This window comes from Nonomuraea sp. NPDC059194 (genome assembly GCF_042754765.1).
Classification (GTDB): domain Bacteria; phylum Actinomycetota; class Actinomycetes; order Streptosporangiales; family Streptosporangiaceae; genus Nonomuraea.
On record NZ_JBHZBH010000025.1, the window covers coordinates 1 to 20673 of the forward strand.

Consider the following 20673-nt stretch of genomic DNA (forward strand, 5'->3'; position numbering starts at 1 on the left):
GATGTTCGTGATCTAAGCAGTCAGATCATCGCAGGTCGGAGGCACCTTCTTCAGTTATCGATCTTCAGAGTGAAATACCGGCTGAATAGCCGAGGCCGACGCGTTCGGGTGGGCGGTCTACCGGTTCCCGCCGAGGAACCCGCCAGGCTCAGCTCGCGCACCAGCTGAGATCCTTCTGCTCATGAGCACACCACCAGACGGATTGCCCATCTACCGAGTCCTGACCGGCCCGGACGACGCCGCGTTCTGCCAACGTGTGAGCGAAGCGATCGGTCTTGGCTACGAACTCCACGAAGGCCCCGCCATCACCTTCAACGGTGAGAACGTCATCGTCGCCCAGGCGTTGGTCTGGCGAGCACGCACGCCGTAGGTCAGTCGAGCGAGGTGTCGCCCATCGACTCGAGCACCAGGCGCAGCAGCCCCGAGAGCTGATCACGTTCGGCGGGGCCGAGGACGGCCAGCAGCCTGCTTTCGTTCTCGACGTGCAGCCCGACCAGCTCGTCGATGAGCCGCAGCCCTTCGGGGGTCAGCCTGATCCGCACGGACCTGCGGTCCTCGCTGTCGCGGATGCGCTCGACCAGCCCCTTGGCCTCCATCCTGTCGATCCTGTTGGTGATCGCTCCCGAGGTCACCATCGCCGCCTTGAGCAGCGAGCCCGCCGTCAGCTCGTACGGCGGGCCCGATCGCCGCAGCGTGGCCAGCACGTCGAACTCGAAGCTCTCGAGTCCGTGCTCGGCGAAGAACCGCTTGAGCGCCTGCTCGACGAGCCGGGTCAGCCGCGAGAGCCGTCCGACGACGCCCATGGGCCAGACGTCGAGGTCGGGCCGCTCCCTGTTCCACTGTGCGATCACCGCGTCCACCGCGTCGCTCATAGCCTGTCCTCTCAACGGAAATAATCTCAACGTTCACAGACTTGACGTTCACACGAGCATGATGATGTTATCTCAACGTTGAGATTATCAATGAGAGGTGATGGACGTGGCCACGATCGAAGCCCCACCGATCGAACGCACGCGTTACACGACGAGCGACCTGGCCCTGACCGCCCTGGCGCCGGTGAGCTGGGGAACCACCTACGTCGTCACCGCGACGCTGTTGCCGCCCGACCGGCCGCTGCTCGCCGCGACCTTGCGAGCGTTGCCCGCCGGACTGGTGCTACTGGCCATGACCCGTCGCCTGCCACGCGGTTCGTGGTGGTGGAAGGCCACGGTGCTCGGCATGCTGAACTTCGGCGCTTTCTTCCCCCTGTTGTTCTTCGCCGCCTACCGGTTGCCCGGCGGCGTCGCGGCCACGATCGGCTCGGTCCAGCCGCTGGTCGTTGCGCTGCTGTCGATGCTGATCCTGCGGTCGACACCGGCCCGCGCCGTGCTGTACGCCGCCGTCGCGGGCACCGGCGGCGTGGCCCTGCTGACACTGACCGCGCAGGCCCGCCTCGATCCGCTCGGCATCGCCGCCATGCTGCTGGCCACCTCGCTGATGGGGGGCGCCATCGTCCTCACCAAGAAGTGGGGTCAGCCGGAGTCGCCGCTGGTCATGACCGGCTGGCAGCTCACCATCGGCGGGCTCGTCCTGGCACCGTTCACGCTGGCGGTCGAGGGTCTGCCCTCGGCCTTCACCGTCCAGAACCTCCTCGGCTTCGCCTACCTGGGCATCATCGGCACCGCCCTCGCCTACGCGCTGTGGTTCCGCGGCATCGACCGCCTCGCGCCCACCTCCGTCTCGTTGCTCGGCCTCACCAACCCGCTGGTCGCCACCCTCGGCGGCCTGGTGGTGCTCGGGCAGACCCTCACCGGCTGGCAGATCGCCGGATTCGCCATCGCGCTCGGCGCGCTCGTCGCCGGCCAGACCCTGAGCAGGAAGTCAGCATGACCACCACCGTCTTGTCCACCGACCGGGTCCCGTTGAAGACCTGGCTGGCCGTCGCCGCCGTGGCGGTCGGCACCTTCTCGGTCGTGACCGTCGAGCAGTTGCCCGTGGGCCTGCTCACCTCCATCGGCGGCGACCTCGACATCACGGAGGGTACGGCCGGCCTCATGGTCACCGTGCCGGGTCTGGTGGCCTCGGCTGCCGCGCCCCTCCTCCCCGTGGCCATCCGCCGCCTCGACCGGCGTGTGGTGCTCATCGGCCTGCTCGGCCTCATGGTCCTGGCCAATGCGATGTCGGCCTTCGCGCCGAACTTCGCCGTCCTGCTGGCTTCACGCTTCCTCGTCGGGGTGAGCATCGGCGGGTTCTGGGCGCTGGCGGCCGGCATCGCCGTACGGCTGGTGCCTGACAGGCACGTTCCCCGCGCCACCTCGCTGACCTTCGGAGGGGCGACGGCGGCCAACGTGCTCGGCGTCCCCGCGGGCACGCTGATCGGCGGGCTCACCGACTGGCGGGTGGCGTTCGCCGCCGTGGGCGTGCTCGGCCTGCTCGTGGTCGCGGGCCTGTGGCTGCTGCTGCCGCGACTGCCCGCCACCGAGCCGGTACGGCTGCGCGCGCTGCCCCGGCAGTTCCGCAACCCCGTCGTCAGGACCGCGGTCCTCTCGACGTTCCTCCTGGTGAGCGGTCACTTCGCCGCCTTCACCTTCGTGAGCCCGATCCTGCAGGGCATCTCGGGCGTCAGCGAGAGCATGATCGGCCCACTGCTGCTCGCTTTCGGCGTCGCCGGTGTGGTCGGCACCTTCGTCGCGAGCGCGGGAGCTTCACGCGACGTCAGGAAGACCATCATCACGCTCGGCGTCGCGCTCGCGGCGATCATGGCGCTGTTTCCCCTGCTCGGTGGCAGCCCGCTCACCGGGTCGGCGCTGCTGATCCTGTGGGGCCTGGCCTTCGGCGGGGTGCCGGTGGCCGTACAGACGTGGATCTTCAAGGGCGCGCCCGACGCGGCGGAGGCGGCCACCGCGCTGAACACCTCGGTGTTCAACCTGGCCATCGCGCTGGGAGCGCTGCTGGGTGGCCTCTTCGTCGACGCGGTCACCGTCACCGGCGTCCTGTGGTTCGGCGCGCTGCTCACGGTCCTGACCTCGCTGGCGGTGTGGCGGACCAGAGACGCCTGACCGGCCGGAGCCGCCAACGGTGGAGGGGGCCGTGGGATGCCACGGCCCCCTCCACCGAAGGTCGGCTACGGCCGGGTCAGCCGCGGCCGGTGAAGAAGGCCCTGACGTCGGCGGCCAGCACCTCGGGTACCTCGTGCGCGGCGTAGTGGCCGCCCACCTCGTAGGTGTTCCACTGCTCGATGTTCTTGTGGTCGCGCTCGGCGAAGCGGCGGATCGACTGGAAGTCGTTGGCGAAGCCCGCCAGGCCGATCGGGACCGTGGTCGGCTCGGTGGGGTGCTCGGACTTGGCGTCCTCGTAGTAGAACCGGATCGACGAGCCCGCGGTGCCGTAGAACCAGTGGATCGCGATGTTGGTCAGCGTGAAGTCGCGGTCCAGGTGCCCGCCGATGAGCTGCCCCATCCAGCCGAGCAGCCCCGCAGGGGAGTCGGCGATCGCGTGGGCCAGGGTCTGCGGCGACTGCGACTGGAGCTGGTTGAAGGCGCCCATGTTCTCCCAGAACCACTGCAGGTGCCGCATCGCCGCCTGCTCCTGCTCGGTGAGGTCCTGCAGCTCGGCGGGGTCGCCGGAGGGGAAGGAGAAGATCTGCGTGACGTGCAGGCCGACGACGTTGCCGGGGGCGATCCTGCCGAGCTCGGGCGAGACCAAGGAGCCGCCGTCGTTGCCGACCGCGCCGTACCGCTCGTAGCCCAGGCAGGCCATCAGCTCGGCCCACGCCTGGGCGGTCCTGTACCTGTTCCAGCCCTTCTCGCTCGTCGGCCCCGAGAACCCGAAGCCGGGCAGGGAGGGGATGACCAGGTGGAAGTCGCGCGAGAGGTCCTCGATCACGTCGAGGTACTCCACGACCGTGCCGGGCCAGCCGTGCGTGAGGATCAGCGGGAACGCGTCCTGCTTGGCCGAGCGGACGTGGATGAAGTGGATGTTCTGTCCGTCGATCTCGGTGGTGAACTGCGGGTGGGCGTTCAGCTTCGCCTCCCAGGCGCGCCAGTCGTAGCCGTCGCGCCAGTACGCGACCATCTCCTTGACCCACTCGACGCTCACGCCGTACTCGGAGTCGGTGCCGGGGATCTGGTCGGTGAAGCGGGTCAGCGCGAGCCGCGCCTGAAGGTCGTCCAGGTCGGCCTGCGGGATCTCGACGCGGAAGGGGCGGATCTCGGACATGGGCTTCTCCTCTGAACGGAACAGCTTGTTCTGTTCCAATAATAGCAGAGTAAAGCATTCCGTTCCACTCGAAAGAGACGCGTCCCTCCACTACGGGACCATCAGGGGGAAGTACCATCAGCGAATGATCGAAAATACCGAAACCGTGCCAGGGTGGCTTGCTCCAGACGAGCTGGAGTCGATGCGCGGGCGGATGCCGATCCTCTACGTCGACGCCGTCCCCGTGCGGGTCGACGACACCGGCGTGGTCACCCACGTCGGGCTGCTGCTGCGCATCTCGGCCGACGGCACGGTCAGCAGGGCGCTGGTCTCCGGGCGGGTCCTGCACCACGAACGGATCCGCGACGCGCTGCTGCGCCACCTGGAGAAGGACCTCGGGCCCGTGGCGCTGCCGCACATCCCGGCCTCGCCCCAGCCGTTCACGGTGGCGGAGTACTTCCCGACGCCCGGCGTCACGCCGTACCACGACCCGCGCCAGCACGCGGTGTCGCTCGCCTACATCGTTCCCGTGGTCGGTGACTGCAGGCCCCGCCAGGACGCGCTCGACCTGGTCTGGTTCACGCCCGAGGAGGCGGCCTCGCCGATGGTGCAGCAGGAGATGATCGGCGGGCAGGGCGTACTGCTGAAGCAGGCGCTCGCCTCCGTCGGCCGCCTGCCCTGACCCTGCCACCGCCCGGCTAGGAGATCGCGTCGAGGGCGGCCGACAGCCTGGTCAGCGCCTGGAGGGCGGCGCTCCACTCGGCCTCGCCCAGCTCGGCGGCCAGCCGTTCGGCCAGCTCCTGGTGCCCGGGATCGATCCTGCTGACGGCGGCCAGCCCCTCGGGAGTCGGCCGCAGCAGTTTGGCCCTGCGGTGGGCCGGGTTGGGGAGGTATTCCGCCAGCTCCTTCTCCACCAGCAGGTCGGCGATGCGCTGCACGCCCTGGCGGGTCATCCCCATCTCCCTGGCGATGCCCGCCACCGGCAGCGGCTGCTTCAGCACCGCGCCCAGCACCTGCCACCAGGAGGCGGTGAGGCCGGCCGGTCTGGCCAGCCCCTCCGCCACGGCCATGAACTGCCCGTTGAGCCGGAAGGCCGTCACCGCGGTCGTCGACAACAGCTCTCCCGGGTCGCTCACGGCGCCATCAGCACCTCGATCGCCGACGCGTCGCTGTGCTTGAACAGCCTGAACCACGCGTCGAGCTTGTGCGGCGGGAAGACGTCGAGCCTGGCCAGGACCTCCCTGGCGAAGGCCACGGGCTCGGTCGGCCCCGCCGTGATCAGGTCGCCGTCGGTGACCGCGTCGGCCTCGACGTAGTGGTCGGCGCCGTTGTAGCCGTCGACCTGCACGTAGCCGGGGAAGGCGCTGGTGTGGTCGCGATCGTCGAGCAGCCCCTCCCTGGCCAGGCCGGGCACCGCGCCGCAGATGGCCGCGACCGGCACGCCCGCGGCGAGGAACTCGGCGGCCTTCTTGGCGAACGCGCCGTTGCCGCCCTCGTCCCAGAGGTCGGCGCCGGGCAGGATCAGCATCGCGCTGTCGGCCGGAGAGAGCTGGTCGAGCGTGATGTCGGGCAGGATCCGCGTGCCGCCCATCGTGGTGACCGGGTCGGTCGTCTCGGCCACGGTGACGATGTCGTAGTGCTCGCCGCGCACGTGCGCGGTGGCGTATCCGGTCTCCCAGTCGGCGAGGGTGTTGTAAACGGCGAGGTGAACGATTCGCTTCATGGCAATAGCTTGTCATATCGACAACATGTTGTCAATCGAAAATCTGCGAGGATGGACCCTATGGCAGAGATCGTCGGCGGCGGACACCCGGTCAACGACGCCGAACGGCGCGTGATCGCCCATCTGCGCGACCACGCGCCCGACGACTGGTTCCTGCTGCACAACATCGAGATCCCACGCCGCGGCGATCTGTTCGAGGTCGACCTCATCGTGCTGACCGGCCACTCCCTCGTGGTCATCGACGTCAAGGGCACCAGAGGCCGCATCGAGGTGTCGGGCCAGCGCTGGTTCCCGCCGCGCAGGGAGGCGTTCGGCTCGCCCGTGGCCAAGCTGCGCGGCACCGCCAGGGCGCTGAAGGGCCTGCTCGTCGACAAGCACCGCGAGCTGGAGCGGGTCTACGTCGACAGCCTGGTCGTGCTGTCCTCTCCCGACGCCGAGCTGGTCGATCCAGGGGGGCGCGAGCTGGCCAACGTCGCCTACCTGCATTCCCTCGTCGCCACGCTGGCCGACCCCGGCAGGGTACGGCGGGGCGGCACCCACGACGCCAAGCCGTACCTGCCGAAGATCCTCGACGCGCTCAACGCCACCGTACGGCGCAGCACCGCCCCGCCCAGGTTCGGCAACTGGGAGGTCGCCGAACGGCTCGGCGGCGACAGCAAGGTGACCGAATACCGCGCCTTCAACGCCACGGTGCCGGGCAGCGAGACCGTGCTGCTGCGCGTCTACCAGGCCGACCCCATGGCCGACCAGGAGCAGCGGGCGGCCGAGCGGCAGCGCATCGCCAACGCCTACGAGTCGTTGACGCGGATCCCCGCCCATCCCGCCGTCGTCAGGTCGCGCGACTTCTTCGCCATCGACGACGAGAGCAGGTTCGTGCTCGTGCTGGACGACGTCCACGGCAGGGCGCTCCATCTGAAGCTCCAGGAGCGCAGGAGCGAGCTGATCAAGGGGGCACTGCGGGGCATGCTGTCCGGCCTGGCGCACGTGCACGCCCACGGCGTGGTCCACCGGGCGCTGACCCCCGCCTCCGTGCTGGTCACCGAGGAGGGGCAGGCGATGCTCACCGGGTTCGACTACGCCAAGGGCGCGCCCAGGGCCTACACCGTGGCCAACGAGCTGAGCAACGTCCTCGACGCCCAGTACGTCGCCCCCGAGTGCCATGACCGGCCCGACCTCATGACCGAGGCGTCCGACGTCTACGCGGCCGGCGTGATCGCCCACCAGCTGCTGCCCGGCGACGCCGACGGCCTGCTGTCGGAGATGCTGCACCCCGATCCAGGCAAGCGGCCGAGCGCGGCCGAGGCGCTCGCCGTGCTCGACGGCGCCCCCGTGGCAGCCAGGCAGGGGCGGATCAGACGCCTTCTGCGGCGAGTGATCCCCTGAGCGCGACGGCCTCGCTCAGATAGCCGCTGGCCAGCTCCACCCGGCCCGCCGAGCGGTACAGCTCGCCGAGGAGTTCGGCCGAGGAGGCCTGCCCGCTGCGGTCGCCGAGCCGCCTGAAGACCGCCAGCGCGCGTTCGAGCCCCGTCGAGGCGTGGACCAGCTCGCCGCGCGCGGCCTGCAGTCCCGCCAGGCGTTGCAGCGCGTAGGCGCCGCAGTGCAGGTCGCCCAGGCTCTCGAAGATCTCCAGCGCGCGTTCGACGTGGTGGCCGCCGAGCTGGACCGACACGCACCCTTCCCGGTGGACGTCGCCGAGCTCCTGGGCCAGGCGCAACGCCTGGCCCAGCCAGTGCGCGGCCTGGGCCTGGTCGCCCGACTTCAGCCAGACCCTGCCGATGGCCTGGCGGGTGTAGGCCGCGCCGGGCAGGTCGCTCATCGAGTCGAACATCGCCAGGGCGCGGCGGAAGTGCGACAGCGCGGTGGGGTGCCGCCCGCGGAACTGCGCGACGGCGCCGAGCCCGCACACGGAGGTGGCCTCGGCCCTCATGTCGCCGAGCTCGCGGAAGGCCTGGCGGGCGCGGGCGAACATCTCCTCCGACTCGGCGTAGCGGTCCTGGTAGAGGCAGACCTGGGCGAGGCCGCGCAGCATGGCGGCCTCGCCGTACCTGTCGCCCGCGACCCTGGCGGCGGCCAGCGCGGTGCGGTGGGTGCGCTGCCAGGTGTCGAAGTGGCAGCGCAGGTCGAGGTAGGGGACCATCGCGGCGGCCAGCCCCCACGCCTGTTCGGCCAGGCCCGCGGACGCGGCCAGGCCCACGGCGTCCTCCAGCGCCCCGTGCTCGACCTCGAACCAGGCCAGCGGGTCGGCGGTGAGCATGTCGAGGGCGCCAGGCGGCTGCCACCAGCGCTGCGCGGCGGCCGAGCTGAGTGTGAACACCGTGGGCGGCAGCTTGGCGATGGCCAGCTCGGCGGTCGCGGTCCATCCGGCGACGACCCTGGCGAGCGCCGCGGGGTCGGGGCGCTGTTCGAGGGCGTGACACCGGACCAGGTCGGGAAGCTGGAAGCGCGGCTGGCCGAGCCGGTCGGTGCCGACCAGCCGTAACAGGTCGGCGTCCACGAGGGCGTCGCTGACGTCGTCGGCGAGGTGCCGGTCGAGGACGGCGTCGACCACCCAGCCGGGTATCGCGGCGCCGCCCAGCCTGCCGAGCGTGTGGAGGGCGCGGGCGGCCTCCATCGGCAGGCCCCGGTAGCTGTGGTCGAGGCCGGTGCGCACGTCGAGGTCGCCGATGCGCAGCTCTCCTATCCTGCGGTTCTCGTCCATGAGCCGGTTCTGGAACAGCGCGAGCGACCAGCCGGGGCGCGCCGCCAGCCTGGCCCCGGCGATCCGTACGGCCAGCGGCACGTACCCGCACGCCCGCACGATCGCCGTGGCCGCCTCAGGCTCCCGCGCCGTCCGCGCCTGGCCGACGATCCTGCGCAGCAGGTCCTCGGCCTCCGGCCGCGACAGCGGCTCGAGGTGGACCTGGAGCGCGCCGGGCAGCGAGGTGAGCTTCGACCTGCTCGTCACGATCACCGAGGACCCGTGGCCGGGCAGCAGCGGGCGCACCTGCGAGGCGTCCATGGCGTCGTCGAGGACCACAAGCATCGGACGGTCGGCCAGGATCGAGCGGTAGAGGGCCGAGCGCTCGGCGGCGCCGTCGGGAACCGAGGTCGCGCCCAGCGCCCTGAGCGCCTGGGCCAGCAGCTCGGCGGGGTCGGTGGTGGCCATGCTGAGGAACAGCTGTCCCGCGGGGAACCGGTCGGTGAGGGCGTGGGCGGCATGGACGGCCAGCGCGCTCTTGCCTGATCCCGGCGGCCCCGAGATCACCGCGAGGGGCACGGGTGCCGCCAGCGCCACCGACTCGCTCACCCGGCCCACGAAGTCGGGAACGTCAGGAGGAAGCTGGCGCGGGACGGGCGCGACCACCTCGGCCACCCTGACAGTGCCGGTGGCCGCGCCGGGCGGCGGCTCTCCCTCCAGCACCCTGGCCTGCACCTGGCGCAGCCCCGCTCCCGGCTCGACGCCCAGCTCGGCGACCAGTTGCCGCCTGATCGCGGTGTAGCAGGCCAGCGCCTCCGCCTGCCGCCCGCTCCAGTGCAGGGCGAGCATGAGCTGCCCCCACAGGTCCTCGCGGAAGGGATGCTCGGCGCACAGGGGACGCAGCAGGGCGACCGCCTCGCCGTACGCGCCCTGCTCCAGGAGGGCGGCGATCAGCTCGCGGGCGGCGGCCAACCGTACTTCATGGAGGGGGGCGAGCCTGCGCGCCCACATCGGGTGGTCGGGCAGGTCGGCCAGCGGCGCGCCGCGCCACAACGCGAGCGCGGCGGCCAGCGAGTCGGGGTCGCGGCCGGCGACCAGCCGCTCGAACCGGAGCAGATCGAGATCCTGGGGGGCGACCTCGATCAGGTAGCCGGACCCTTCCGCGCGGATGCGCGCGCCGAGAGAGGAGCGCAGGGCGCTGGTGTAGGTGCGCAGGTTCGCCTGGGCCGAGCGGGGCGGGCGGTCCCACAGCACCTCGACCAGCAGGTCGGCGCTGACGAGGTGGTTGGAGTCGAGAAGCAGTGTGGCCAGCAGCATGCGCGGCTTCCTGCCGGAGATGCGCAGTGGCCGCCCTCCGGCCCACACCTCCAGCGGGCCGAGCACATGGAAGGACACCATGGCAGCCCTCTGTACGTTTTTTGTGCGCATTATTCCCACCCTGGGCCCTGACAAGCCATGTCCGGTGTGGAAGGGGTCCCAGTGAAACTCACAGCAGTCGCCATCGCGGGCTTAGCCCTGTTCTTCAGCGTCGCCGCCGCCGACCCTGGAACGGAGGGCGGCGACCCGCCCAACGAGGTCACGGCCGAGGTGAGCGTCATGGCCACCAACTTCCAGCTGCCCTTCCCGTGCGGGCAGGCGTGGACCGGCAACTCCAGCGCGAGCAGCGCCCACCAGTCCTGGGAGATCGACTTCAACAGGGGCAGCACGCCCGACGCCGACCTCGGCGACCCCGTGCTGGCCGCCGCGTCGGGCACCGTGGTCATCTCCGCCCACCAGGGCTCGACCAACGGCTACGGCAACCTCGTCAAGATCGACCACGGTGGCGGCTGGTCCACCTACTACGCCCACCTGAACGTCCGCTCGGTCAGCGCGGGCCAGGCCGTCTCCCAGGGCCAGAAGATCGGCACCGTCGGCAACACCAGCAAGCCGGGCAACAACATCTCCCCCCACCTCCACTACGAGGTACGGCTCGGCAGCAGCTACCCGTCCAACATCCAGAAGGCCGTCTTCAACGGCACGACCTTCGGCTACCCCGTCCAGACGGTCACCTCACGCAACTGCGGCGGCAGCACCAACCCCTACACCCCGCAGGAAGTCTGCGGCGCCGGCTACAGCGTGATCGACTCGGCGGCGCTCGGCTCCTCCGGCACGGTCTACCTGCTCTACAACAGCGGCAACGGCTACAACTGCGTCACCACCATCAAGCACACCTCCCTCGGCACCCCCACGGCGACGACCGCCTACCTGGAAGTGCAGGGCAGTAGCAGAATCACCGACTCCGGCAACTTCGGGTACTACGCGGGACCTGTACGCGCCTCCGCCGCGAACAAGTGCGTGAAGTGGGGCGGCAAGGCGGGCTCCTCCACCTACGACAGCCCCTTCGAGCACTGCGGCTGATCGTCTTCGGCGGGACCTCCACAGCGTGGTGGGGGTCCTGTTCCATGTCGTCACACGGTGTCGATGAGGTCGACCACGTAGACGAGCCTGGACCCTCCGGGGACCGGCATCCCGCCCGTCGTCAAGCCTGCCTTGGCGACGGGGGGCGCGGTGATCGCGACCCTGCTGCCCACCCGCCTGCCGGTCAGCTCCTCCACCCAGCCCGGCGGCACCGCCCCTTCCTTCAGCACGACGGCGCTCGGTCCGCCCCTGTCGAAGACCTTCCTGCTGGGCCAGCGGGCGCCGACGTACCGCACGACCACCCTGTCGCCGGGCGCCACCGTGGGCCCCGAGCCGTCGATCAGGACGCCAGAGCGGAGGGTGCGGGGCAGGTCGGGCAGCCGCCGGCCGACCAGTCTCGCGTCCGGCGGATAGCCGGCCAGGATGTCGAAGACCAGCACCAACGTCTCGTCGCCGTCGGCGTGCCCCGGCACGCCGTGCGGGCCGTACCCGAGGCGGGCGGGGGTCACCAGCATCACCCTGCTGCCGACGGGACGGTCGAGCAGCGCCCGCTCCCACGCCGGCGAGACGTGCCTGCCGTCGAGGACGACCGTGGTGGGCTGGTTGGTGTCGTAGGTCGTCAGGTACGGCTTGGCGCCGTCCCACCGGCGGATCTCCACCTCGGTCAGCACCACCTCGCCCCTCCTGGTGCGCGGGCCCGTCCCCTCCGACAGGACGCTCACCGTCGGGGTGGTGGGTTCGGGGCGGGAGGGCAGCTCGATGACGGGCCGCTCCCCGAACGCGCCGACCACCGTGGGCGTGGCGGTGGAGGCGCAGGAGACGGCGAGCAGCAGGCAGAGCAGGACGATCGGGCGCACGGTGATGACGTAGCCGCGATCGCCCCAAGCGACTCCTGACCGCCCTCCATCTCCGCGCAAACAGGTAGTTCGTCTCGCGAATTGTGCGGCGCCGGAATGTACCATGGTCACGTGGCTAGAGATAACGAGGGCCAGATCGGGGTGGTGGCCGGGCTGGTGCGGTCGACGTTCCTGGTGAATGCCGTGTACGCCGATTCCGCCAGGGAGTACGGCATCACCTCGCAGCAGGGCCAGCTGCTGTGCGTGCTGATGGCCCAGCCGTACGGCATGAGCGAACTGGGCGCGGTTCTGCGGCTGGCGAAGTCGAGCCTGACCGGCCTGGTCGACCGCACCGAGCGCAACGGCCTGGTCGACCGCAAACCGGACCCGCAGGACTCGCGTGCGGTGCGGGTCACCCTCACCCGGCGGGGCAGCAGGCTCGCCGAGGAGTTCTATGTCGAGACCTGCCGGCGCATCGAGAAACTGACGTCGGGGCTCGCCGCCGGCGAACGAGACGCGCTCGCCGGTCTGCTCGGCCGCGTCGTGCAGGACAACGCGGTTCCCGTGGTCTTCATGGAACCCGACGAAGGAGCCGCCGTCGACCGGAAGCAATAACACCGATCCGCCGGAGGAGTTGCAGTTCGTAGCACGAACTAATATGGTTCGTAGCACGAACTGCAACTCCTTGTCTGTGGAGGCGTGAAATCATGAGTCGTACGGTTGCGATCATCGGCGGAGGTTACGGAGGATCGGCGCTCGCCAAGGCGCTGGACCCCGAGGCCGACGTCGTCCTCATCGATCCCCGTGACGCGTTCATCAACTCGGCGGGGTCGCTGCGGGCGCTGACCCAGCCCGACTGGGCAGGCAACATGTTCTTCCCCTACGACGAGTGGCTGACGCGGGGCACGGTGATCCACGACCGGGCGGTCTCGGCGGACCCCGGCGGCGTCACCCTGGCCTCTGGACGGCGGGTCGAGGCCGACTATCTGGTCCTGGCCACCGGCTCCAGCTACGCCTACCCGGCCAAACCCGTCGCCGACTCGACCGACGAGGTTCTCGACGACCTCCGCCGAACCCACAAGGAGCTGGCCGACGCCGAGCGGGTGCTGATCCTCGGCGCCGGGCCGGTCGGCCTGGAGCTGGCCGGAGAGATCAAGGAGGTCTGGCCGCACAAGCACGTGACCATCGTCGACCCGGCCGAGCGGCTCCTGCCCGCCTTCCAGCCGGAGCTGCGGCAGGACTTGCACCGCCAACTCGACGAGTCGGGCATCCAGCTGCGGCTGGGCGCCGGCCTGGCCGTACCGCCGCCGACCGAGCCCGGCCAGGTCGGGGCCTTCACCGTCGCCACCACCGGCGGGGAGGACATCACCGCCGACATCTGGTTCCGCGCCCACGGGGTGCGCGTCAACAGCGACTACCTCGCCGACGGCCGGCTCACGACCCGCACCCCGCAGGGACAGGTGCCCGTCACCGAGACCCTCAACGTTCACGGCTACGACCACGTCTACGCGATCGGCGACATCACCGACGTCGCCGAGGCCAAGATGGCCGGATACGCGATGCAGCACGCCGAGGTGGTGGCCCGGAACATCACCGCCCAGCTGCGCGGCGAGCGGCCCACGGCTGCCTACCAGCCCCTGCCCCATCCCATGATCCTGCTCCCGCTCGGACCGCGGGGCGGTGTCGGCCAGCTGCCCAGCCCCGACGGCCCGGCCGTCGTCCCGACCGAGACGGTCGTCGCGTACAAGGGCGCCGACCTGTTCACCGCCCGCTTCACCGACCAGTTCGGCGCCTCCTGAAAAGCGGCCTCCTGGAAGCGGCCGCCTGAAAGCGCCTCCTGAAACGAAGGAAAGAACATTGTCCGGACAGAAAGTCGTCTTCGGTTTCGGCGCGCATAGCGGCATCGACGAGGTGCCGGAGCTGCTGCGCATGGCCGAGCAGGCCGACCGCTACGGGCTCGATCTCTTCTCGCTGTCGGATCATCCCTATCTCGGCGGGCGCCTGGACGCCTACGCCGCCCTCGGCTTCGTTCTGGGGCGGACGGCGCGCATCTCCGGCTTCGCCAACGTCACCAACCTGCCGACCAGGCCCGCTCCCATGCTGGCCAGGACGGTGACGTCGCTGTCGGCGCTGTCGGGAGGCCGCGTCGTGCTCGGCATGGGCGCGGGCGGGCTGTGGGATCGCATCGCCGACATGGGAGTGCCGCGGCTGTCGCCGGGCGACGCCGTGGACGCCTTCGAGGAGGCGATCACCCTGGTCAAGTCGCTGTCGGGTGGCGGCCCTGCGGTCACCTACCAGGGCGACCACTACCAGGTGCGCCAGATCGAGCCCGCTCCCGTCGCCGCGCCTCCCGTGTGGACCGGATCGGTCGGCCCGAAATCCCTGGCCGCCACCGGCCGGGTGGCCGACGGCTGGATTCCCGGCCACGCTGCGGACTGGCTCAGCGAGCGATACCGGGCGTCGCGGCCGGTCATCGACGAAGCCGCGGCAACCGTGGGCCGCGATCCGCGGGAGATCCGCACGGTCTTCAACTTCCCCGGGCGCATCACCGACCGGCCGCTGCCCGCCACGCGTGACCGCGACGGCCGGTGGGTCGGCGGCTCCGTCGGCCAGTGGGTCGAGGAACTGACCGGAGCGGTGCTGGAGCACGGCGCGTCGGGCTTCGTGCTCTTCTCCGCCGGTCACGGCAGTCCGGACCTCGACGTCCTGGCCCGCTGGGCCCGAGAGATCGTCCCAGCCGTCCGCGAAGCGATCGCGAAGGAAACCGGCTGAGCCGTGGTCCTGGGCCTTGTACCCGCGCTGGGGCGCTCGGAGGGCGAGGGCCGGAGATGGGCGCGAGGGGAGTCGGCTCACGGGCACACTGGAGTGCTGTGAGCCGGACGAACCTGGCGCGCAGGGTCGCGGATGCGGCCGAGATCGCGCTCACCACCCGCAAGTACGTCACCTTCCTCGACGTCGTGACCGGCCTGCGCTGGCTGCACAGCCGCCACGTCGACACCTGGCGCCAGGGCCGGGCCGCCACACTCGCCGAGCTGGCCGCAGTCGACGACGCCCGCCTGGCCGACGCCGCCGCGGCGCTCGGCGTGTGGGCGCGGTCCAAGGGCCTGCGCCCGGTGGAGACGCCGTACCTGTCGGGCGGCAGGGACCGCCGCGAGCTGCGCTTCACCACCGAAGGCGAGCAGGGCGCGTTCAGGGTTCACTGGATCTCCCCCGACCTCAGCGACGCGCGCGTCAGGCAGCTCACCGAACGGCAGAGCAAGGCGCCCGACCTGGTCGTGGTCGCCCCGCTGCAGGTGTGGGAGTGCGCCTCGTGCGGCGACACCGGCCCGTACCTGATCATGGAGGACGACCACCCACTATGCCTGACCTGCACCGACCTCGACCACCTCGTCTTCCTCCCCTCGGGCAACGCGGCGCTGAGCCGCAGGGCCAAGAAGGAGAGCGTGCTGTCGGCGGTGGTCGTGCAGTTCAACCGGCGGCGCAAGGTCTACCAGCGCCAGGGCGTGCTGGTGGAGGAGGCCGCGCTGGCCCGCGCGGAGGAGCAGTGCCTCGGCGACGAGCAGGCGCGCGAGGCCCGCAGGGTGCGCGACCGCGAGCGCCGGGCCGAGCAGGACCTCGACTACCAGGCCAGGATGGCGGCCGAGATCGTGCGGCTGTTCCCGAACTGCCCGCCCGAGCGCGCCGAGTCGATCGCCGTCCACGCCGCCCTGCGCGGCAGCGGCAGGGTCGGCCGTACGGCGGCCGCCAAGGCCATGGACGAGAACGCGATCACGCTCGCGGTCGTGGCCTCGGTCCGCCATCTGGACACTGACTACGACCGGATGCTGATGGACGGTGTGCCCCGCATGGAGGCGCGCGACCGCATCCGGCCGGTGATCGAGGCCAAACTGTCGGAGCTCAGGGGTACAAATCAAGGATGAGCGACTGGCACGCCGCCCGGAAGGCCATCCACAACTTCGCGCTGAGCCTTCCCGAGACCCACGAAGACTTCCCGTGGGGCGAGAGCGTCATCAAGGTCAACAAGAAGGTGTTCGTCTTCCTCGGCATCGACGAGCCGACCGACAAGTGGAATCCGGCGTTCGGGGTGAAGCTGCTGTCGGAGGCGCACGGCCACGCGCTGACCGTCGAGGGCGCCGAGCCCAGCGGCTACGGGCTGGGCAAGGCGGGGTGGGTGACGGTCCCGTTCGAGAGCGAGCTGCCGGACACCGAGGTGCTGCTCGACTGGGTGGAGGAGAGCTACCGGGCGATCGCCCCGAAACGGGCGATCAAGCTACTGGACGGCCAGGCGCAGCGCGAAACCGACCAGTAGCACGCCGGTGATCCGTTCGACGCGCCGCCGTACGCGGGGGGTGCGCAGCAGCGCGCCCAGCCTGTCGATCACGAGCACGTAGACGAGGAACCACAGGAAGTACAGCCCCGCGAAGACGGCCGACAGCAGCAGCGCGTCGTCGGGCCCCTTCATGAACTGCGGCAGGAACGTCACCTGGAACAGCAGCACCTTCGGGTTGAGCACGTTGGAGAAGAAGCCGTTGCGGATGTGCCGCTGCCCCGCGGCCTGCGCCTCCTGCGGCCTGGCCCGAAACGACTGCACACCCAGCCAGAGCAGGTAGGCGATGCCGATCCACCTGAGCGCGGCGAATGCGGTCGGTGAGGCGGCCAGCAGCGCCGACAGGCCGAGCGAGGCGGCGGTGGCGTGGACCGTGAGGCCCAGCAGGCCGCCTGCCATCGTGAGCAGTCCGGCGATCCGGCCGTGCGTGAGGGAACTGCGCATGATCAGGGCCGCGTCGGGCCCGGGGATCATGATCATGACAAGGGCGGTGACCGCGAAGGTCAGCAGCATGGCGGGGGTCTCCCGGAAGCTGGGCGCGCTCCGGGAGACCCGCGGGTGTGCAGGCCGCACGGAACCGCGGACGTACATGGGGCGCCTTGTGGGCGCCCTTGATGTTACTTGTCCGAGTTCCGGTACGGCGCCGCGGGCTTGCCCAGGGTGGGGGCGCCCAGCAGCTTGGCCGAGGAGACGGCGTAGATTCCGTCGTTGGTGAACACCCAGACGATCTTGCGGTCCCACTCGACGTAGATGGCGTGGGTCTGGTTGCCGAGCGCGTAGTCGGGGACGTTCTTGCTGAACCCGCTGGGCACGAACTGCGCGACCCGCTTCGGCTTCCGCACGTCGGAGGTGTCGAAGAACTGCACGCCCGCGTTGTAGAAGGCGTAGGTCAGCAGGCCCTGCTTGGGGTCGCCCGGCGAGGTGTAGGAGCCGGAGCGCTTGGGCCCGAAGCTGCCGCCCCGCTGGCAGTAGTCGGCGAACTTGGCGTCCGCCACCGGCTCGGGCCTGGGCAGCGTGCCGACGATGCGCGGGTGGCGCGGGTCGCGGGCGTCGACCTGGAAGACGTCCTTGTACGGCTCGTGGCAGTCCTCACCGAGCGGGTAGCCGGAGACGTAGACCATGCCGGTCTTGGCGTACTGGGAGACGTCCACGTTGTCGGCCTCGGTGCCGCCGACGGACATCGGCAGGTCGAGGTGGCCGACCTCCTTCATCTTGGCGGGGTTGGAGATGTCGAGGATCGACAGCCCGAAGCCGCCCATCGCGGCGAAGCCGTACTTGCCGGAGACGAAGAACGGCATGCGCGCGCCCATCCACGAGGTCTGGTTGCCGCAGCGCGGGTTCTTGGCGTAGGCCGCCTCCTCGCCCGCCACCTGGCCCTTGCGGTGCCATTCGCCGACCTTCTTCGGGTGCTTCAGGTCGGACATGTCCCACGCCTGGTAGCCGGGCGAGTAGAGGTAGGTGGGCACCTCGTTGTTGCGCCAGGTGTCGAGCGGGGCGACGGCGATGTACATGTACTTGCCGCCGGTCCAGTACGGCACGTCCAGCGAGCCAGAGCCCTGCTGCACGCCCGGCTTCGGGTCGGTCAGCGTGGGGTCGGTGGTCACGGTGGACAGCAGCTTCCAGTCCTTACGGCGCGGGCCGTCGAGGCGGTAGACCTTGAAGCCCTTGAAGGTGGTCTCGCCGCGCAGCTCCTCCACGCCCTTGGGGTTGTGGAACTTGGTGCGGTCGTGGGCGTCGCCGAGCTGGTCGACCTGGCGCTTCTGCTCGAAGGACTGGATCATCACGTAGTGGCCGTCACGCCACTGGATCGTGGAGGCGCCCCAGTAGTCGGCGCTCTTCCAGTCCTTGCCGGTCAGCTTCTCGACGATCTTCACCTTGCGCACGTCGGTGACGTCGTAGACGCGGGCCTCAGTGCGGTCGTACTGGAACAGGTAGCGGCGGCCGTCGAAGTCGACGACGTTCTGCCAGGTGTGGAAGTAGTCGGGGGTGAAGTCGGGGCCGCGGTAGGCGGCCTCGAGCTTGATCGGGCCCTCGACGTAGCTCTTCGGGTCGTAGCCCTTGGTCTTGGGGAAGAGGTCCTGCGCGCCGCCGGGGAAGCGGAAGCGCTCCTCGCCCGCGGGGGTGAGTGCTGGGTGGCGGAACGAGCCGTCGAGCTGCATGCCGTACTCGCCGGGGGCGGGGTCGCTGGGCCGGCGGTCTCCGCAGACGGTGGGGAAGTCGTCGCCGGGCTCGGCCTGCGCGGGGGCGGCCACCAGCAGGCTTGCCAGGCAGGCGGTGGTGGCGAGAGTCGCTCTGAACATCTTGTGACCTTTCGGGGGATGCACACCAGAGTGGTGGGTGTGCATCCCGTTCCCCAATGCCTGGTTCCGCGTTACGGAACCAGGCATCCAGGCTCAGGTGACCGCGAGCCGCTGGGTGTACTTCTCGTCGCGCCACAGCTCCTTGCCGAGCACCTCCAGCAGGGTCTGGGCGGCGTCGTAGACGTCGACGTGCCTGATGTACAGCGGCGCGAACCCGAAGCGGAGGATGTCGGGCGCCCTGAAGTCGCCGTGCACGCCTCTGTCGATCAGCGCCCGCATCACCGGGTAGCCGTCGGGGTGGTAGAAGCTGACCTGGCTGCCCCTGCGCTCCGGGTCGCGTGGGGAGGCCAGCTCCAGCGCGTCGCCGACCAGGTCGACGAAGAGCGAGGTCAGCCGCACGCTCTTGGCCCTGACCTCGGCCATGTCCACGCGCTCCCACACGTCGAGCGCGGCCTCAAGCGCGGCGAACGACAGCACGTGCGGGGTGCTGACGGTGAAGCGCCTGATGCCGTCGGCGGGGCGGAAGCGCGGCTCGAAGGCGAACGGCTCGGCGTGGCCGTACCAGCCGGACAGGACGTTCTCGGCGGCCTCGTGGTGGCGCGGGTTCACGTAGAGGAACGCGGGCGCGCCTGGCCCGCCGTTGAGGTACTTGTAGGTGCAGCCGATGGCGAAGTCGGCCTGCGAGACGTCCACCCGCAGCGCGCCCACGCTGTGGCAGAGGTCCCAGATCATCAGCGCGCCCGCCTCCTGGACGCGCGCGGTCACCTCCGGCACGTCGTACCGCTCGCCGGTGCGGTAGTTGACCTCCGACAGCAGCACGGCCGCCACGTCGTCGCCGACACCCTCGGAGATGTCGCGGATCTGGCAGCCGAGCCCTTCCAGGATGTAGTTGTCGGTGGGGAAGTTGGTCACGTCGGCGACGACCACGGGCCTGGACGGACGCAGCCGCATCGCCGCCGCCACCGCCTGGTGCACCGCGATCGACGTGGTGTTGCCCACCACGACCGTCCCGGGGCCCGCGCCGATCAGCGGGGCGAGCCGGTCGCCCGTGGTGAGCGGCTGGGCGTACCAGCCCGCGCTGTTCCACCCGCCGACCAGCTCGCGGCCCCACTCCTCCTCCACGGCCCTCCGCACCCTTTCCGAGGTACGGCGGGGCAGCGCGCCAAGGGAGTTGCCGACGAGGTAGACGACGCCCTCGGGCAGCACGAACTCGTCCCTGAACTCCCTCAGCGGGTCGGCCGCGTCAAGAGCCAGGCAGTCTTCACGATTCACGGTATTTCTCCAAGAAAGGTCTCGGCATTGCCTCCCAGAATCCTGGCGCGGGCCCGGTCGGAGAGGAAACCCGCCCCCTTGACCAGCTTCCCCACGGGAGACTCGCCGAGCGGGTAGGGGTAGTCGGAGCCGAGCATCACCCGGTCCTCCCCCATGGTGTCGACCAGCAGCCGCAGCGCCCGCTCGTCGAAGACCACGGAGTCGACGCTGAAGCGGTCGAGGTAGTGCGAAGGGGGGTGCTCCGAGGTGCCGATGACGTCGTTCCTGCGATGCCAGGCGTTCTCGAAGCGGCCCAGCCAGAAGGCGAACGAGCCGCCGCCGTGGGCGAAGCAGATCCGCAGCGTCTCAGGCACGCGGTCGAAGACGCCGCCGAGGATCATGGCCAGGATCGACAGGTGGGTCTCGGCCGGCATGCCGACCAGCCACTGCGCCATCCACCTGTCGAGCCTCGGGCCCGTGGGCAGGTCCCACGGGTGGACGAACACGGGCGCGTTCCTGTCGGCGCAGTGCCGCAGGAACTGCACGATCCCCTCGTCGTCGAGGTCCCTGTCGCCGACGTGGTTGCCGATCTCGACTCCCCTGTGGCCGGCCGCCAGGCACCTGTCGAGCTCCTCGCAGGCCAGGTCGGGGTCCTGCAGCGGCACCTGGCAGAACGGGATCAGCCTGCCGCCGTCGCAGATCTCCAGCGCGAGGTCGTTGAAGATCCGGGCGACGTTCGCCGCCTCCTTCGCCGGGCGCTCGTAGGCGAAGAACACCGGCGTCGGCGAGACGACCTGCCGGTCCACGCCCATCGTGGCCAGGCGGACCTCGGGATCCCAGCAGTCGTCCTGGATCCTGCGGAAGTCGCGGTCGTTGACGACGATCATCGCCTCGCGCTCCGACTCGATCCGCAGCCGGGGCGCGCCGGGCCAGCCCAGGTCGGGCCAGCCCTTGGCGACGTAGTGCGTGTGGACGTCGACGATCAC

The 20673-nt window shown here is 70.4% G+C and carries 21 protein-coding genes; 11 read left to right on the forward strand and 10 right to left on the reverse strand.

Annotated features, from left to right (window positions below):
• Positions 1 to 181: 181 nt before the first annotated feature.
• Positions 182 to 370 carry a DUF1737 domain-containing protein gene (locus tag ACFXJ8_RS27345; protein WP_379646827.1) on the forward strand — a complete coding sequence of 63 codons (189 nt, stop codon included), beginning with the start codon at positions 182 to 184 and terminating at the stop codon, positions 368 to 370.
• Between the two features lies 1 nt (position 371).
• On the opposite strand, the gene ACFXJ8_RS27350 is transcribed toward ACFXJ8_RS27345, so the two are convergent.
• Positions 372 to 872, reverse strand: coding sequence for a MarR family winged helix-turn-helix transcriptional regulator (locus ACFXJ8_RS27350; RefSeq protein WP_379646828.1), 501 nt, complete (start codon positions 870 to 872; stop codon positions 372 to 374).
• A 100-nt stretch (positions 873 to 972) separates the two neighbouring features.
• Between ACFXJ8_RS27350 and ACFXJ8_RS27355 the strand changes: the two genes are divergently transcribed.
• Together ACFXJ8_RS27355 and ACFXJ8_RS27360 are read left to right on the forward strand one after the other, a co-directional pair.
• A complete protein-coding gene (locus ACFXJ8_RS27355; protein ID WP_379646829.1) occupies positions 973 to 1869 on the forward strand; it encodes an EamA family transporter in 897 nt (298 codons plus the stop codon).
• The gene (locus ACFXJ8_RS27360) at positions 1866 to 3038 is read left to right on the forward strand and encodes an MFS transporter (RefSeq protein ID WP_379646830.1); all 1173 of its coding nucleotides are present in this window, start codon (positions 1866 to 1868) and stop codon (positions 3036 to 3038) included. Before ACFXJ8_RS27355 ends, ACFXJ8_RS27360 begins: the two co-directional genes overlap by 4 nt.
• Before the next feature lie 76 nt (positions 3039 to 3114).
• Here the strand turns inward: ACFXJ8_RS27360 and ACFXJ8_RS27365 are convergent, their stop codons facing one another.
• On the reverse strand, positions 3115 to 4197 hold the full coding sequence (locus ACFXJ8_RS27365) for an epoxide hydrolase family protein (protein WP_379646831.1): 1083 nt from the start codon (positions 4195 to 4197) through the stop codon (positions 3115 to 3117).
• A gap of 124 nt (positions 4198 to 4321) precedes the next feature.
• On the opposite strand from ACFXJ8_RS27365, the gene ACFXJ8_RS27370 reads away from it, so the two are divergent.
• Complete coding sequence (locus ACFXJ8_RS27370; protein WP_379646832.1) at positions 4322 to 4858, forward strand: NUDIX hydrolase family protein; 537 nt, start codon at positions 4322 to 4324, stop codon at positions 4856 to 4858.
• Between the two features lie 16 nt (positions 4859 to 4874).
• Here ACFXJ8_RS27370 and ACFXJ8_RS27375 read toward each other — a convergent pair whose 3' ends face one another.
• The gene (locus tag ACFXJ8_RS27375) at positions 4875 to 5312 is read right to left on the reverse strand and encodes a MarR family winged helix-turn-helix transcriptional regulator (protein WP_379646833.1); all 438 of its coding nucleotides are present in this window, start codon (positions 5310 to 5312) and stop codon (positions 4875 to 4877) included.
• Complete coding sequence (locus ACFXJ8_RS27380; protein WP_379646834.1) at positions 5309 to 5899, reverse strand: type 1 glutamine amidotransferase family protein; 591 nt, start codon at positions 5897 to 5899, stop codon at positions 5309 to 5311. Before ACFXJ8_RS27380 ends, ACFXJ8_RS27375 begins: the two co-directional genes overlap by 4 nt.
• Before the next feature lie 60 nt (positions 5900 to 5959).
• Between ACFXJ8_RS27380 and ACFXJ8_RS27385 the strand changes: the two genes are divergently transcribed.
• Positions 5960 to 7282, forward strand: coding sequence for an NERD domain-containing protein (locus ACFXJ8_RS27385; RefSeq protein WP_379646835.1), 1323 nt, complete (start codon positions 5960 to 5962; stop codon positions 7280 to 7282).
• On the opposite strand, the gene ACFXJ8_RS27390 is transcribed toward ACFXJ8_RS27385, so the two are convergent.
• Positions 7251 to 9974 (reverse strand): BTAD domain-containing putative transcriptional regulator, encoded by a 2724-nt coding sequence (locus tag ACFXJ8_RS27390; protein ID WP_379646836.1) that lies wholly within the window; start codon positions 9972 to 9974, stop codon positions 7251 to 7253. The two genes, ACFXJ8_RS27385 and ACFXJ8_RS27390, sit on opposite strands and share 32 nt — an antisense overlap.
• Positions 9975 to 10055: 81 nt before the next feature.
• Here ACFXJ8_RS27390 and ACFXJ8_RS27395 point away from each other — a divergent pair, with 81 nt between their 5' ends.
• Entirely contained in the window at positions 10056 to 10973 is a 918-nt protein-coding gene (locus tag ACFXJ8_RS27395) for a M23 family metallopeptidase (RefSeq protein ID WP_379646837.1), read from the forward strand.
• A gap of 50 nt (positions 10974 to 11023) precedes the next feature.
• On the opposite strand, the gene ACFXJ8_RS27400 is transcribed toward ACFXJ8_RS27395, so the two are convergent.
• A complete protein-coding gene (locus tag ACFXJ8_RS27400; protein ID WP_379646838.1) occupies positions 11024 to 11830 on the reverse strand; it encodes an FKBP-type peptidyl-prolyl cis-trans isomerase in 807 nt (268 codons plus the stop codon).
• Positions 11831 to 11941: 111 nt separating this feature from the next.
• Here ACFXJ8_RS27400 and ACFXJ8_RS27405 point away from each other — a divergent pair, with 111 nt between their 5' ends.
• The 5 genes from ACFXJ8_RS27405 (at position 11942) to ACFXJ8_RS27425 (ending at position 16118) form a co-directional block, all read left to right on the forward strand.
• Positions 11942 to 12424 (forward strand): MarR family winged helix-turn-helix transcriptional regulator, encoded by a 483-nt coding sequence (locus tag ACFXJ8_RS27405; protein WP_379646839.1) that lies wholly within the window; start codon positions 11942 to 11944, stop codon positions 12422 to 12424.
• 92 nt (positions 12425 to 12516) lie between these two features.
• Positions 12517 to 13608: an NAD(P)/FAD-dependent oxidoreductase gene (locus ACFXJ8_RS27410; protein ID WP_379646840.1), complete on the forward strand. Its 1092-nt coding sequence runs from the start codon at positions 12517 to 12519 to the stop codon at positions 13606 to 13608.
• Positions 13609 to 13666: 58 nt separating this feature from the next.
• On the forward strand, positions 13667 to 14581 hold the full coding sequence (locus ACFXJ8_RS27415; RefSeq protein ID WP_379646841.1) for an LLM class flavin-dependent oxidoreductase: 915 nt from the start codon (positions 13667 to 13669) through the stop codon (positions 14579 to 14581).
• 98 nt (positions 14582 to 14679) lie between these two features.
• Positions 14680 to 15729: a DUF2293 domain-containing protein gene (locus ACFXJ8_RS27420; protein WP_379646842.1), complete on the forward strand. Its 1050-nt coding sequence runs from the start codon at positions 14680 to 14682 to the stop codon at positions 15727 to 15729.
• Entirely contained in the window at positions 15726 to 16118 is a 393-nt protein-coding gene (locus tag ACFXJ8_RS27425; RefSeq protein ID WP_379646843.1) for an MmcQ/YjbR family DNA-binding protein, read from the forward strand. Before ACFXJ8_RS27420 ends, ACFXJ8_RS27425 begins: the two co-directional genes overlap by 4 nt.
• Here the strand turns inward: ACFXJ8_RS27425 and ACFXJ8_RS27430 are convergent.
• The 4 genes from ACFXJ8_RS27430 to ACFXJ8_RS27445 form a co-directional block, all read right to left on the reverse strand.
• Positions 16080 to 16649, reverse strand: coding sequence for a LysE family translocator (locus ACFXJ8_RS27430; RefSeq protein ID WP_379646844.1), 570 nt, complete (start codon positions 16647 to 16649; stop codon positions 16080 to 16082). The genes ACFXJ8_RS27425 and ACFXJ8_RS27430 overlap by 39 nt on opposite strands.
• Positions 16650 to 16753: 104 nt before the next feature.
• The gene (locus tag ACFXJ8_RS27435; protein WP_379646845.1) at positions 16754 to 18436 is read right to left on the reverse strand and encodes a hypothetical protein; all 1683 of its coding nucleotides are present in this window, start codon (positions 18434 to 18436) and stop codon (positions 16754 to 16756) included.
• A gap of 93 nt (positions 18437 to 18529) precedes the next feature.
• A complete protein-coding gene (locus tag ACFXJ8_RS27440) occupies positions 18530 to 19708 on the reverse strand; it encodes a kynureninase (protein WP_379646846.1) in 1179 nt (392 codons plus the stop codon).
• The gene (locus tag ACFXJ8_RS27445; protein WP_379646847.1) at positions 19705 to 20673 is read right to left on the reverse strand and encodes an amidohydrolase family protein; all 969 of its coding nucleotides are present in this window, start codon (positions 20671 to 20673) and stop codon (positions 19705 to 19707) included. Before ACFXJ8_RS27445 ends, ACFXJ8_RS27440 begins: the two co-directional genes overlap by 4 nt.